At 69.4% G+C, this 14,448-nt stretch carries 12 protein-coding genes; 6 read left to right on the forward strand and 6 right to left on the reverse strand.

Annotated features, from left to right (window positions below; genetic code table 11):
* Positions 1-236 precede the first annotated feature (236 nt).
* The 3 genes from JMF97_RS22775 to JMF97_RS22785 are packed head-to-tail and all read left to right on the forward strand — an operon-like array spanning position 237 to position 3,837.
* Entirely contained in the window at positions 237-1,913 is a 1,677-nt protein-coding gene (locus tag JMF97_RS22775) for an extracellular solute-binding protein (protein WP_203223379.1), read from the forward strand.
* Complete coding sequence (locus JMF97_RS22780) at positions 1,913-2,917, forward strand: ABC transporter permease (RefSeq protein ID WP_203223380.1); 1,005 nt, start codon at positions 1,913-1,915, stop codon at positions 2,915-2,917. Before JMF97_RS22775 ends, JMF97_RS22780 begins: the two co-directional genes overlap by 1 nt.
* Positions 2,914-3,837, forward strand: a complete 924-nt coding sequence (locus tag JMF97_RS22785; protein ID WP_203223381.1) for a carbohydrate ABC transporter permease — start codon at positions 2,914-2,916, stop codon at positions 3,835-3,837. Before JMF97_RS22780 ends, JMF97_RS22785 begins: the two co-directional genes overlap by 4 nt.
* Positions 3,838-3,841: 4 nt before the next feature.
* On the opposite strand, the gene JMF97_RS22790 is transcribed toward JMF97_RS22785, so the two are convergent.
* The 4 genes from JMF97_RS22790 to JMF97_RS22805 all read right to left on the reverse strand — a co-directional run bounded on the left by JMF97_RS22790 (position 3,842) and on the right by JMF97_RS22805 (position 9,032).
* Positions 3,842-6,262: a DUF4132 domain-containing protein gene (locus JMF97_RS22790; protein WP_203223382.1), complete on the reverse strand. Its 2,421-nt coding sequence runs from the start codon at positions 6,260-6,262 to the stop codon at positions 3,842-3,844.
* Positions 6,263-6,266: 4 nt separating this feature from the next.
* The gene (locus JMF97_RS22795; protein WP_238359903.1) at positions 6,267-6,662 is read right to left on the reverse strand and encodes a hypothetical protein; all 396 of its coding nucleotides are present in this window, start codon (positions 6,660-6,662) and stop codon (positions 6,267-6,269) included.
* A gap of 37 nt (positions 6,663-6,699) precedes the next feature.
* Positions 6,700-8,109: a family 43 glycosylhydrolase gene (locus tag JMF97_RS22800; protein WP_203223383.1), complete on the reverse strand. Its 1,410-nt coding sequence runs from the start codon at positions 8,107-8,109 to the stop codon at positions 6,700-6,702.
* 200 nt (positions 8,110-8,309) lie between these two features.
* Positions 8,310-9,032, reverse strand: a complete 723-nt coding sequence (locus JMF97_RS22805; protein WP_203223384.1) for an SDR family oxidoreductase — start codon at positions 9,030-9,032, stop codon at positions 8,310-8,312.
* Between the two features lie 89 nt (positions 9,033-9,121).
* Between JMF97_RS22805 and JMF97_RS22810 the strand changes: the two genes are divergently transcribed.
* Positions 9,122-9,988: a LysR family transcriptional regulator gene (locus tag JMF97_RS22810; protein WP_273543908.1), complete on the forward strand. Its 867-nt coding sequence runs from the start codon at positions 9,122-9,124 to the stop codon at positions 9,986-9,988.
* Here JMF97_RS22810 and JMF97_RS22815 read toward each other — a convergent pair whose 3' ends face one another.
* Entirely contained in the window at positions 9,989-11,335 is a 1,347-nt protein-coding gene (locus tag JMF97_RS22815; RefSeq protein ID WP_307817072.1) for an NAD(P)-binding domain-containing protein, read from the reverse strand.
* Positions 11,244-11,792, reverse strand: a complete 549-nt coding sequence (locus tag JMF97_RS22820; protein WP_203223385.1) for an OsmC family protein — start codon at positions 11,790-11,792, stop codon at positions 11,244-11,246. Before JMF97_RS22820 ends, JMF97_RS22815 begins: the two co-directional genes overlap by 92 nt.
* A gap of 100 nt (positions 11,793-11,892) precedes the next feature.
* On the opposite strand from JMF97_RS22820, the gene metX reads away from it, so the two are divergent.
* Complete coding sequence (gene metX / locus JMF97_RS22825) at positions 11,893-13,092, forward strand: homoserine O-acetyltransferase MetX (RefSeq protein WP_203223386.1); 1,200 nt, start codon at positions 11,893-11,895, stop codon at positions 13,090-13,092.
* A 32-nt stretch (positions 13,093-13,124) separates the two neighbouring features.
* Positions 13,125-14,447, forward strand: a complete 1,323-nt coding sequence (locus JMF97_RS22830) for an O-acetylhomoserine aminocarboxypropyltransferase/cysteine synthase family protein (protein ID WP_203223387.1) — start codon at positions 13,125-13,127, stop codon at positions 14,445-14,447.
* Position 14,448: the final 1 nt, after the last annotated feature.

Genomic DNA, 14,448 nt, shown 5'->3' on the forward strand with positions numbered 1-14,448 from the left:
GCCGAGTCCGTTCCGGACAGCGGGAAGCGCCCCAGGACGGTGCAGGTGTCCCTGTCGATGATCGACCCCTGTGGAACTGCCAGTGAATGGCCCCGCACGCTGCGCAGCTGGCCGGGAGCCGCGCGACGGGTCGCCTCTTGTTCAGGCGTATGGACGTCTATTAGTTTGTTTACCATCCAGACGAACTCTCACCCGAGCGAGCCTGCTCGCCCTCAGCCCTTCTCGAAGGGAGACCGATGACCCGGCACAACCCCGGCGTGCCGACCTCGCGCCGTAGCTTTCTCAGCCTGTTCGGCCTCGGCGCGGTCGCCGTCGCCGGTGGTCCCCTGCTCAGCGGGTGTTCCGAGGCACCCGCCGGCAGCGGTGCCGCGCAGAACCTCGGCGCCTTCGGCCACCTGTTGCCCGCGCACAAGGGCCTGACGGGAAGCATCGCTCCCGACATCGCCGGAATCCGGCCGGTCCCCGACGGCTACGTCAAGTACCCGGCCAACCTGGTGGACCTGATCACCGAGAAGCCGGGCACCAGCGGCAAGGAGATCACCGCGATGACCCCGGCGTGGGGTCCCGCACCGCCCGGGATCGGGCAGAGCGCCTACCTACAGGCGGTCAACGACGAGCTGGGCGTACCGGTGAACTTCACCATCCAGGACGGCAACACGTACGCCGACAAGCTCAACGCCATGCTCGGCGCCCGGGACGTGCCGGACCTGCTCTGCGTGCCGAGCTGGGAGGTGGACAAGATCCCGCGGTTCGCCGAGGCGATCGGCGTGCTGTTCGAGGATCTGACCGACCACCTCAAGGGCAACGCGGTCGAGGCGTACCCGATGCTTGCCACCTTCCCGACCGAAGCCTGGCGGCACTCGGTCTGGAACGAGCGGCTGGCGGCGGTGCCGAACCCGACCGACGGGCCCTTCGCCTGGGTCATGTTCACCCGCAAGGACCTGCTGGACGCCCGCGGCCTGGCCATCCCCACCTCGCTGGACGACCTGCTCGCCATCGCCAAGCAGGTCACCGACCCGGCCCGCAAGGTGTGGGCGTTCAACGACGTCTTCCCGATGATCCAGATGTACCACAAGGTGCCCGGCGCCAAGCAGGGCTGGCGGCTGCGCTCCGACGGCACGCCCGAGTTCAAGTACGAGACCCCGGAGTTCCGCCAGGCCCTGGAGGTCATGGCGAAGATCTACCAGGACGGCCTGGTCCACCCGGACATCGTGGCCAGCCGGGGCGCCGACGCCAAGCAGCTGTTCGCCAAGGGCGGCAACATCCTCTTCATGCAGGACGGTTTCGGTTTCTGGCAGGGCGGTCAGGCCGAGCACCAGAAGGCCAACAAGGCGCTGAACATCCAGCCGGTGCCGAACTTCTCCGCCACCGGTGGCGACCCACTGGTCTGGGGTAGCGACCAGCCGATCTCCTACACCTTCGTCAAGAAGGGCGTGGGCGAGGAGCGCGTCAAGGAACTGCTGCGGGTCATCAACTGGTGCTCCGCGCCGCTGGGCAGCCAGGAGGCGCAACTGCGCGATTTCGGTGTGGAGGGCAGGCACCACACCCGTACGCCGAACGGCCCGGTCAAGACCGACCTGGCCTTCAAGGAGATCGCCAACCAGTACTTCTTCATCAGTGGCCGCAACCCGACCATCGGCCCCTTCGCGGACACTCCGAACTACGTGCGCGACGCGCTGGCCTACTCCAACGCGACTGTCGCGTACCTGGAGAAGGACCCGTGGGCCGGCGTGAAGCTGGAGATGCCGGCCGCGTTCAAGGCCAACCAGGTGCCGACGGAGGACAAGTTCACCGACGTGCTGCGCGGCCGTCGACCGCTGTCCGACGTGGACTCCATCCTTCAGGAGTGGAAGGCCGCCGGCGGGGAGGCGGCGCGGCAGCTGCTCGCCGACTCACTGCCCAAGGCTGACTGATGACCGTCCGTGAGGTCACCGCCGAGGCCGGGTCCGACCAGACCCGGCCCGGCGGGGCCGCCCCTCGGCGCAAACGCCTCCCGTTGCGCACCCGCCTGCGCCGGGACTGGCAGCTGCTCGCCATGGTCGCGCCGGGCTTCGTCATCCTGCTGATCTTCAGCTATCTGCCCATCCTCGGTAACGTCATCGCCTTCCAGGACTACAACCCGTACGTCGGCAGCAATCCGCTGGACGCCTTCGTGCAGAGCAACTGGATCGGCTTCGGGCAGTTCCAGCTGTTGTTCGCCGATCCGGCGTTCTGGCACGCGTTCCGCAACACCCTGGCGATCACCGCGTTCCAGCTGGTCTTCTTCTTCCCACTGCCGATCCTGCTGGCGATCGTGCTGCACAGCCTGCTCTCCAGCCGACTGCGCGGCTTCATCCAGACTGTCGTCTACCTGCCGCACTTCTTCAGCTGGGTGCTGGTGGTCAGCTTCTTCGTCGCCATGTTCGGTGGTGCCGGCCTGCTCGCCCAGACCATGCGCGAGGCCGGGATGGAACCGTGGAACGTGATGACCAACCCGGACACGTTCATCATCCTGGTCACCGCCGAGGCGGTCTGGAAGGACGTCGGCTGGGGCACGATCGTCTTCCTCGCCGCCCTGTCCACCATCGATCAGAACCTGTACGAGGCGGCGGCCGCCGACGGGGCCGGCCGGTGGCGACGGCTGTGGCACATCACCCTGCCCGGCCTGCGTCCGGTGATCGTGTTGCTGCTCATCCTGCGCCTCGGTGACGCGCTCTCGGTCGGCTTCGAGCAGTTCCTGCTGCAACGCGACGCCGTCGGCCGGCAGGCCTCCGAGGTGTTGGACACCTTCGTCTACCACTTCTCCATCGCCACCGGGAACTACGGCTACGGCGCCGCCGCCGGTCTGTTCAAGGCCGCTGTCGGGCTCTGCCTGATCCTGGCCGCCAACAAGGTCGCACACATGCTCGGCGAACGAGGGATCTACTCACGGTCATGACCGCCACCTTCATCCGGAAGTCACCCGGAAGCCGCCCCCGACGCCCGGTGTGGGAGGAGCCGCCCAGCCCGCTCGGTCAGGGCGCCAAGGCCGTGCTGCTCGGCCTGCTGGTGTTCAGCGTGCTGTTCCCGCTCTGGGTGATCCTGGTGACCAGCCTGTCGTCCCGCGAGACGATCGCCGAGGCCGGTGGCCTCGTGGTCGTACCCAAGGGGATCGACACCTCCGCGTACGCCACGATCTTCGCGGGCGGCGCGGTCACCCGGGCGTTGTGGATCAGCACCCTGGTCACCGTCATCGGCACCGCCCTGGCGTTGACCGTGACCGTGCTCGCCGCGTACGGGTTGTCCCGGCCCCGCTCGCTCGGCTACCGCTGGCTGCTCGCGTACTTCCTGTTGCCGTTCCTGATCTATCCGCCGCTGGTGCCGAAATATCTCGTGGTGACCGGGCTGGGGCTCAAGGACACCATCTGGGCGCTGATCCTGCCGCCCGCGATCAGCGTCTTCAACCTGGTCGTCGTCCGGGGCTTCTTCCAGGGCATCCCGTCCGAACTCGTGGACAGCGCCCGCATCGACGGGGCCAGCGACTTCCGCACCCTGACCCAGATCGTGCTGCCGCTGGCCCGGGCGGTCATCGCGGTGGTCGGGCTGTTCTACGCGGTCAGCTACTGGAACGTCTGGTTCGACGCGCTGCTGTTCATCGACCGCAACGACATGTACCCGATCCAGCGGGTGTTGCAGAGCTACCTGCTCGCCGGGCAGGCGCCGAACACCTCCGGTGCGGCGATCGGCGCCACGATGCCACCCACCGAGGCCATCAAAATGGCCGTCGTCGTGCTCACCGTGGCACCGATCGTCGCGGTCTACCCGTTCATCCAGCGGCACTTCGTCAAGGGCGTCCTGATCGGCGCCATCAAGGGCTGACCGGTCAGCCGAGCCGGAGCTGCTGGAGGATCGTCGGATCGGTGATGTCGCGGTCCTTGGCCAGCAGCATCGCCTTGCTGAGGATGACGGCGAGTGTGCCGTCACCCTCGAACGGCAGGAACTGCTGCTCGCCGGGCCGGCTCGCGGCTCGGTCGGGCACGATGCAGAGATAGGTGTCGTTCGGGCTCATCAGGATGTTGCCCGACCCCAGGTGGATCCGGTACGTGCGCAGGTCACCGTCGACCACCAGGAACCGGCCGTCGATGCGGGCCCGCTGCCCCACCGCGAGCCGGGGCAGCAGCCGCGCCAGCAGGTCGCGCCGGGTCTCGGCGGTCGCGGACAACTCCCCGAAGCTGTACGACGCCCAGTAGTCCCGGAATCGGCCGCGCGGGCCGCCGTCGGACCAGGTCGGGTCGTTGCCGACGCTGGCCACCCCGACGAACAGGTCGACGTCCCGCATGATCTCGCTGAACACCAGCGGCGGGATCTGGTCGAGCGGCAACGGCTCGCCCGGCCGAGCGTCCGCCCACCGTGCCGACGAGTAGCCACCACCGGAGGCGTGCGACCAGTTCTGTGCGGCGCCGATCGGGTAGAAGCGCACCTGATCGGTGACGAGCCGCAGGTACGACCCGCTTCCGGTGGTGTCGACGTCGTAGTCGTCGCCGATCCCCTCCACCCAGTACTCGGCGCGCAGACCCCACCCGGGCAGTTCCCGGAAGGTCGGCGGGTACGAGTCGTCGACCATCAGCCGGAGCCGGTCGGTCCAGCCCCGGATCGCGGCCAGCGCGTGGAACTGATGCTGACGCAGGATGTGCCCGGCGAACCGGTTGGAGTAGGTGCCGGTGGTCTCCTCGGCCGGGGTGAGCAGGTAGACCTCCCGGTGTGCCTGCTTGAACGGCTGGACGACCCGGTGCCGCTCCAGCCACTCCCGCCAGCCGACCACCTCCGGCACCGGCCGCCCGATCGGATGCCAGATCCGCACCTGCGCGTCGTCGGCGGCACTGACCGGCGTGTCGTCCACGGTGCGCAGCGCGCCGTCGGCCCACCCGCACGGCACCCCGTCGACAAGCCAGAGCAACCGGCGGGCCAACACACCGACCAGCGGATGATCCAGATAACGCTGCCGCCACCCGCCGAAGGTCCAGCTGCGCTGGGCCAGGAACAACCCGTCCAACCGGGCCGTCTGCGCGGCCAGCATCCCGCTGACCTCCTTGGCCAGGCCCTTCAGCTCGGCCAGTTGCGCCGGGTGGTCCCGGCGCACCGAGGCCGGCGGGCTCTTCACCTGACGGCCGGACTCGTTGAACCAGGCCAGGGTGGCGTTGCTGCCGGTGATGAGCAGCTCGGCCCGGCAGCCACCGAAGGTCACCTCGTGCCGACCCACTCCGGTCAGGCCGTAATCCGGAACGGCCAACTCCTCGATCTCGTCCCGCCCGATACCCATTGCCGCCGCACGGGCGTCGAGCGCCTTGTCGATCTCTTTGCGGGTGCCCTTGTAGGTGACCCGGGTCGACAGTCGGGCGAGCTGCGCCAGTGCCGCCTCCCCGTCGAGGCGGCCGAGCACCCCGACCGCCGCGTTGGCCACCTTCGGGCAGGCCGGGCCGATGCCGGGCAGCCGACGCAGCATCGCCTCGACCAGGCCGCCGATCAGGCGTACCTGCTCGGGGGCCGGGCCGGTGCGCTCGACCAGCCAGAGCAGCCCCCGCAGCAGGTCCGCGTTGATCGGAGCCGGCGGGCGCTGCGGCGTCCGCGCGGCGGCGGCCAGCCACCGGTCGAGGACCTGCCGGGCCTCGGCCGGGTCGACCGCGGTGAGCAGTCGGGACGCCTCGGTCGACCAACTGGCAGCGGGTCGGGGCGTGGTCGCGGTGCTGGCATGGGCGACCAGTCGCTGCCAGACCGGGTCGAGGGTGGGCAGCTCGGCCAGGATCTGCTCGGCCCACGGGTCGGCCGGGTCGAGCTGCGGCCCGGCCAGCTCGGCGATCAACTGCCGCAGCCGTTGACTCTCGTCGGACCGGTCGACGAGCACCGCCATCAACTCGCCGGAGAGCGGACCGGTGGCGAGCAGGCTCCGGGCCACCGTCTCCAGCGCGGTCGGCGACAACGAGTACGGCTCCTGCACGGCGTACGCGGCAAGATCCTGAAGCTGTTCGGGTGCCAGGTCGGTGGGGAGCCTGCGGGACAACTGCCCGATCAGGTCCCGCACCAGCCAGGTCCGGACCGGGTCGTGTCTCACCAGGGCGGCCATGGCCTGCACCAGCCGGGCCACGTCTGCGCGGGACAGTAACCGCAGCGCAGCGCGTACCTCCGGGTCGTCCCGGCAGAACCGGGCATGCGTGTAGAGGTGGTCGGCCAGCGCGGTCAGGTCGTTCGCGGCGACCAGGTCACGGACGCGGGTGGCGAGCCCGACGGTGTCGGTGGTGGTGGTCATCGGCTCAGCCACCGACCAGCGCGACGAGCTTGAGGAAGGTGACCTCGGTGTCGCGGCGCAGGTCGACCTCCTCGTCCAGCTCCTCCACCTGGCGGTCCCCGACCAGCACCACGAAACCGTTACGCCCGAAGGCCTCCTCGGCCAGGGCGACCTGCCGCGCGGCGTCGACCCGGCGACGCTCCCCCTGCTCCCGGCCGGCGTTGAGCACCCGCTCGGTCGAGGTGGGCTGCACCAGCAGCCGGCGGGGTGCCGGGGTGGCCGCGTTGTACTCGGCCACCTCCTGGTGGATCCGCCGCCGGATCAGCTCGCGCAGCGTCAGCCGCTCCTCGAAGATCTGCAAGGCCCAAGCCGGGGTACGAGCACCAGCCGTGCTCTCATCCACAAAGGTCACCGTCGCCATGCCGCGGGAGTTTAGGCACGGCCACCGACAACTCCGGTCAGTCCAGCGCGAAGGTGGCCGAGGCCCGCCCGGCCGCATCCGGTACGGCCTCCAGGTAGAGCAGCCCGTCGCGGTGTCGCACGTACTGGCCGGGGAAGTTCACCGACTCCAGCGACACCTTCGCCGCGTCGGCCAGCCCGGCTCGACGGGTGAACGTGGCGTCCTGCCGGAACAGGCTGGAGCCGTCGTTGCGTTCCACCCAGAGCTGGTGGTTGCGGTGCCGCAGGTAGTAGCCGGGGTAGTTGGTCGACTCCAACGAGATCGCCCCGGAGTTGGACAGGCCGGTGACGATCCGGAACTGCGAGTCGGCCAGGTTCGTCACGTTCGGCTCCAACCGGACCCGGAACTCCCAGTGCCGCAGGTAGCGGTCCGGCAGGTCGTGGGCGCGCAGCCGGATCGGGGTGACGCCGTCGGGCACCGGCACCCCGAAGTTCGGCGTACCGTCGGCGTTCCAGTAGACCCGCTGGATCCGGGTACGCCGGTTCGGGTCGCTCAGCGGGTCGTAGCCGTTGCCGAGGTACCGCTCGTAATTGCGGGAGTGGTAGACGATCACATCGCTGCCGTCCTCGGCGACGGTGAACGAGTTGTGGCCGGGACCCCACTGGCCGGTCCGGCTGTCGCTGGCCAGCACCGGCGTGGCGCGTTTGCTCCAGGACGCCGGGTTGAGCAGGTCGCTGTTGGCCGAGGCGGTGAGCAGTCCGACGGCGTAGCTGGCGTCGGTGGCGCTCGCCGAGTAGGTCATGAAGACCCGGCCGTTGCGGATCAGCACCGCCGGTCCCTCGTTCACCCGGTAACCCCGGGTCTCCCAGGCGTACGTGGGGGTGGCGATCAGGGTCGGGGTGCCCGCGTACGTCCAGGGGTTGATCGCGCGGGCCAGGTAGATGTTCGAGTTGCTGCCGGCGTACTCGGCCCAGGCCAGGTAACGCTGTCCGTTGTGGACGAAGGTGGTCGCGTCGAGGGAGAAGCTGCTGCGCGCCGGTTGGAGTTGCCCCCGCTCGATCCACGGCCCGTCCAGCGGATTCGCCGCACTGCTCTCCAGCACGTACGGCCGGATGGCCCAGATGTCGTCGGTCCGCCCTGCGGCGAAGTAGACGTACCACCGGCCGTCGATGAAGTGGATCTCTGGTGCCCAGATGTGCGCGCCCATCTCGCCACTGCCGTGCTTACGCCAGATCACCCGCTCGGGTGCGGTGGCGAGCCCCTGCAGCGTGCTGGCCCGACGCAACACGATCCGGTCGTACTCGGGCACCGTCGCGGTGAAGTAGTAGTACCCGTCGGTGTGCCGGTAGATGTGCGGATCAGCGCGCTGCTCGGCCACCGGATTGCTGAACACGACAGCGGCAGCCCGCACCGGCCCAACCCCCGCCACCACCGCACCAACCCCCGCCACCACCACGGCGGCCACCACAGCGACCACCCTCCCCCCAAACAACGCCACTCGCATGCCCGCACCCCTCATCGCCCGACCCGACCGTTAACGAATTGATAGCGCTCACATCCATCACCGTCAACACATACCCCACCGCATCGCCCCGTTGATCAAGAGGTTTTGGTCTCCGACGGCGCGATCGGAGACCAAAACCTCTTGATCAACCAGAGGGGTGGGGGTTACCAGGGGATGGGGCCGGTGTCGTTGAAGAACCTGCCGGTGGGGCCGTCGTCGGGGAGGGTGGCCAGGCGGATCGGGGTTGCGGCGGCCTCCTGGGGCGGTCGGCCGTGGAAGCCGGTGAAGTCGGTCGCGACCAGGCCGGGGCAGGCGGCGTTGATGAGGATGTTCGTACCGGCGAAGTGCCGCGCGTAGTGCACGGTGACGGCGTTGAGGAACGACTTCGTCGGCGAGTAGGCCGCCATGATCGGGCCGACGTCGATCGTCGGGTCCGACTGCCAGGTCAAGGAGCCGACGCTGCTGGAGATGTTGACGATTCGCGGGGAGGCGGAGCGGCGCAGGAGCGGCAGCATCGCGTTCGTCACCCGGATCACGCCGTAGACGTTCGTGTCCACGACCGCGCCGACGACATCGAGGTCGAGCATCGTCGGGTCCTGCACCCATCCCGGTCCGGTCTCGCCGGAGATGCCGGCGTTGTTGACCAGGACGTCGAGGCGGTCGATCAGTGCCGCCGCCTCGGTGACGCTCCGGTCGCTCGTCACGTCCAGCGGTACGGCGAACGCGTCCACTCCGGCGGCGAGCAACTTCGCCACCGCCGCCTCGCCCCGGGCGCGGTCCCGGGCCCCCACCGCCACCCGGTAGCCGCGTGCGCCCAGCCCTGCCGCGATCTCGTATCCGAGTCCCTTGTTCGCGCCGGTGACCAGCGCGGTCTTCGTGTCGCTCATGACGCCGATGGTGGCTCGGCCGTCGGTGGCTTCGTTACACCGAAGCGGTGCGTTGTCATACCCGGCCGGTATCACCGCAGTATCGTCGGATGGTGGACACGCTGGAGACCCGCGAGCTGAGGTACTTCGTCGCGGTCGCCGAGGAACTGCACTTCAGCCGGGCGGCCCAGCGCCTCGGCATCGCCCAGCCACCCCTGTCCCGGGCGATCGCGCAGCTCGAACGGCGTCTCGGTGTGATCCTGTTCGATCGCGACCGTCGGAGTGTCACCCTCACCGACGCGGGTCGGGTGCTGCTCGACGAGGCCCGTGCCATCCTCGACGCGACCACCGCCGCCGCACGGCGTACCCGACGGGCTGCCTCCGCCCCGAACCGGCTGACGCTGGCGACGAAGGCCGGCGCGAGTCACGAGCTGTTGCGGACGCTTCTTGACGCCCACGCGGCCGAGCCGGGCGCGGCCGAGGTCGACGTGCTGTTGTGCGGCATGGGCGACCAGGCGCGGATGCTACGTGACGGCCGTGCCGACGTCGCCCTCATGCAGCGGCCCTTCGACAACCTCACCGGGCTCGACACCGAGGATCTGCTGACCGAACAGCAGGTCGCCATCCTGCCCGCCGGGCATCCCCTCGCCGCGCGTACGTCGCTGACCGTGGCTGATGTCAGTGACATACCGGAGCTGCCGGTCGCCCGTTGGCCCCGACAGGACGGCACGTACGAGCCCGGCCCGGGTCCCGAGATCCACGACCAGTCCCAGCTGGCGCAACTGATCGCGCTCGGGCACACCGTGGCCGTGCTCTGCGCCTCGTCCCGATCGTGGCTGTGGAACGCACACGCTGCCGTCACCCTGACCGACGCGCCGCACGTCACCACCGTTCTCGCCTGGCTGCCGCACAACCGCTCCCGCGCCGTGGCCGGGCTCGTCCGCACCGCGACCCAACACTTCGCGTCGGCCAGCTGATCAGCCTGCCGACGCAGGAAGGTGCTTCGCCAGGTGGTCGACCACCGCGCGGGCGTCGTCCTCGATGCCGCTGATGAAGGTGGACCGGCGTCGTCTCAGCAGCGGCAGACCCAGGGCGTACAGGCCAGGGCTGTCGAGCACGCCCCCTTCGTGGCGCAGCCGCCCCTTCTCGTCGACCACCGGCACGTCGAGCCACCGGTAGTCGGGGCGGAAGCCGGTCGCCCAGACGATCGTGCCCACCTCACCGCCGTGCAGGTCCAACCGCAGCCGGGTCGAGGCGGCGACCGTCGTCGGCGCGTACTCCTCCGGCGGCCCGACCTCGGCGTCGCGGCCGGTGGTCCGGGCCCATTCGTCGAAGCTGGCCAGCAGGCGTCGCATCTTGAGGTCGGCGAGCGAACAGACGTTGCGCAGCCCACCGGAGAAGAGCGCCGTGCCGTCGCGTACGGCGGCCAGCCGGCCGACAAGTTCGACGCCGAGCGCGGTGAGCGCGTTGAGGTCGAGGGTGCTGCGTTCGGGGGTGCCGACGAGCTGCGGCGACGGTAGGCGGCGGGCCCGGGTGAGGTCGTCGACCTCGTCGTACCGCTGGTCCCACACGCCGGAGGCGTCCATCCACCACAGCACGTCGCGTCCCCGGTACACGCGCGGCAGGCGCACGTGCTCGCCCGTCGCCAGGATCACCTGCCGGCCGGCGCGTTGCAGCTCGGCCGCGAGTTGCACACCGGTCGCCGACCCGCCCACCACCAGTACGCCGCCGTCGGCGACCTGATCCGGGCCCCGGTAGTCGAAGGGTGTCAGCTGGGCGACGGAGGCCGGCACCCCGGCGCTGATCGCGGGCACCGTCGGCACGTTGCAGGCGCCGCTGGCGAGGACCACCGCCTGGCAGCGCAGGTCACCCCGGCTGGTGGCGAGCAGATACCCGTCGCCGTCGCGCCGCAGCGACTCGACGTTCGTGCCGGTACGCACCGGCGCGGCCGAGACGGCGGCGTACTGCTCGATGAACTCGACCACTTCGCTCATCGTCAGGTACCCGTCCGGGTCCGGCCCCTGGTAGCTGTGGCCGGGCAGCCGGTTCAGCCAGTTGGGGGTGAGCAGTCTCAGGGAGTCCCACCGCTCGTGCCGCCACGAGTTGGCGATCTCCCCGCGTTCGAGCACGACATGGTCGATCGCCCGGTCGCTGAGGAAGTGGCTCGCCGCCAGGCCGGCGTGGCCGGCCCCGACGACGACGGTAGTGACCTGCTCGATCGCTCGGCCCGCCTCAGGCGACTTCGACGGTGACGTCAGTCGGGTTGGTGAGGGCGTCGAAAACGGCCGATCGCTTCTGCGACTGGGCCACCAACGCCTGGATATCCTCCTTGGAGGCGTCCGCGTCGATGTTGAAGGTGACCTTGATGTCGTTGAAGCCGTTCCGGACGTCGCTGTCGACGCCGAGAATGCCGCGGATGTCGTGACTGCCCTCGACCGTCGAGGTTACCGACCGCAGCTGGATGCCCCGGTTCTGGGCGACCGACGCCACGCCGGCGGTCAGGCAGCTGGCCAGGCCGACGAGGAGGTACTCGATCGGGGTGATGCCGTTGTCCTCGGCGGCGAAGACCTCCGGGTGGTCGGCGGAGAACTCCGCCCGGGTCTTGTGCGACTGCTCCTGGCCAAGCCCGAAGTACTTCTCGATGGTGGTGGTGCTGTGCACGCCCTTCTCCCACCTGGACGACGCGCGCCAGGTGAACTGGGCGGCCTCGGGGGCGCCCTTGAGCGCCTCCCGCGCGTCGAGCAGTGCCTGCACGTTCACCCCGTTGTCAACAGTCGACATGTGATGAATTTCCCTTCCCGCCCGAATTTCCTAGAAGACCTATCGAGATAAACGACATTACACTGGCCCGGCCCGAGTTTGGCTAGCTATCATCCCTCGCATGGCCACGGCGACGACCCTTCCGGCCGGCTCGGTCGGCAGCGTCGAGACGCAGCACCTGGACCTGCCGGCCCCGCTATCTCTCGACTGTGGACGCGAACTTCACCCGGTCCGGGTGGCCTACGAGACGTACGGCACCCTCTCGCCACAGCGCGACAACGTCATCCTCGTCTGCCACGCGCTCAGCGGCGACGCGCATGCGGCGGGCTTCGCCAAGACCCCACCGGCGGCCAGCACGCGCGACGGGTTCGGGGCCGAGGGCCGTGACCGCCCGGCCGACAAAGGCCTCGGCTGGTGGGACGGCATGATCGGCCCCGGCAAGGCCTTCGACACCGACCGCTACTTCGTCGTCGCCACGAACCTGATCGGCGGCTGCCGCGGCACGACCGGCCCGTCCTCGACCGACCCCGCCACCGGCCGCCCGTACGGCTCGGATTTTCCGGTCCTCACCGTGGCCGACATGGTGCGCTGTCAGCGGGCTTTCCTCGACGTGCTCGGCATCGAACGGCTCGCGGCCGTGGCCGGCGGCTCGCTCGGCGGCATGCAGGCGCTGGAATGGGCCGTCCGCTACCCCGACCAGGTCGACGCCATCGTGGTGATCGCCTCCACGCACGCCCTGCACCCGCAGGGCGTCGCCTGGAACGCGATTGCCCGGGAATCGATCATGCGCGACCCCGCCTGGCAGGACGGCCACTACTACGGCACCGGCCGGGCACCCGAGGCCGGCATGGGCGTGGCCCGGATGCTCGGGCACATCACCTACCTGTCCGCGCCCGCGCTCACCGACCGGTTCGGCCGGCGGTTGCAGTTCGCCGACGACATCCGCTACACCTTCCGGGACCCGGAATTCGAGGTCGAGAGCTACCTGCAACACCAGGCGGCGTCGTTCGTCCGGCGTTTCGACGCCAACACCTACCTCTACCTGTCCCGCGCGTTGACCTACTTCGACCTCGCTCGGGAACACGGCGCGGGGTCCCTTCGGCGGGCGCTGGCCGGTGTGTCGGCCCGGACGCTGCTGATCGCCTTCAGCTCCGACTGGCTCTACCCACCGGCCGCCTCCGCCGAGATCGAGGAAGCCCTGCACTCCCTCGGTAAGCCGGTCGAGTTCCACCTGATCGAAGCACCCTACGGCCATGACAGCTTCCTGCTCGAGGAAGCCCAGCAGACCCCCATCGTCCGTCGCTTCCTGGCCGAGCAGTGAGCCGGCGAGCGTCGGAGAGCAACGAGGAATCCGTGACAGAACAGCCGAACCGCATCGAGGAAGCCCACGAGTTCGGGTTCGAGACCCGGCAACTGCACGCCGGGCAACGCCCGGACCCGAACACGGGCGCACGGGCGGTGCCGATCTTCCAGACCACCAGCTACGTCTTCGAGGACCCGGAGTCGGCCGCCGCCTACTTCAACCTCCAGGAGTACGGCAACACCTACTCACGGATCATGAATCCGACCGTCGCGGTGTTCGAGGAACGGATCGCCAATCTCGAAGGCGGTGCTGGTGGGGTCGCCTTCTCCAGCGGGATCGCCGCCCAGGCGGCGGCGTTGTTCACCCTGCTGGAGCCGGGCGACCACGTCGTCGCCTCCGCAGCCCTGTACGGCGGCACGGTCAACCAGCTCAAGCACCTGCTGCGCAAGATGAACGTGGAGCTGAGCTGGGTCGATCCCGACGACCCGGAGGCTTGGCGCAAGGCGGTACGCCCGAACACGAAGGCGTTCTTCGGCGAGACGATCGGCAACCCCGGCGGGAACGTGCTGGACATCGAGACGGTGGCGGGCATCGCCCACGAACACGAACTGCCGCTGGTCGTGGACAACACCTTCGCCACGCCGTACCTCTGCCGACCCATCGAATGGGGCGCCGACATCGTGGTCCACTCGGCGACCAAGTTCATCGGCGGACACGGCACCAGCATCGGTGGCGTGGTCGTGGAGGCGGGCACCTTCAACTGGTCGAACGGCCGGTTCCCGGTCATCGCCGACCCGTCACCGGCCTACCACGGCCTCCAGTTCCATGAGACGTTCGGCACGTACGGCTATCTGATGAAGCTGCGCGCCGAGACGCTGCGGGATCTCGGCGGCGCGCTCGCACCGTTCAACGCGTTCCTGTTCCTTCAGGGCCTGGAGACGCTGTCGCTGCGGATGGAACGGCACGTCGCCAACGCCCGGCGCGTGGCGGCCTTCCTCGAATCGCATCCGCTGGTCTCCAACGTCACCTATCCGGGTCTGCCCGGCAGCAGATACCAGCCACTGGTGGCCAAGTACCTACCTCTGGGCCCGGGTGCGGTGTTCTCGTTCGACTGTGCCGGTGGGCGCGACGGTGGGCAGAACCTGATCCGGGGCGTCACGCTCTGGTCCCATCTCGCCAACGTCGGCGACGCCAAGAGCCTGATCATCCACCCGGCGAGCACCACCCACCGGCAGTTGAGCGACGACGAGTTGCGGGCGGCCGGAGTCGGGCCGGGGACCGTACGCCTGTCGGTCGGCACCGAATCCGTCGAGGATCTGATCTGGGACCTCGAACAGGCCCTTGAGCACGTCGCCGTGGCCGGAGAGAGGTGAC

Origin of the sequence: Micromonospora fiedleri (assembly GCF_016774385.1) — a bacterium.
In the GTDB taxonomy this organism is placed as follows: domain Bacteria; phylum Actinomycetota; class Actinomycetes; order Mycobacteriales; family Micromonosporaceae; genus Micromonospora; species Micromonospora gifhornensis.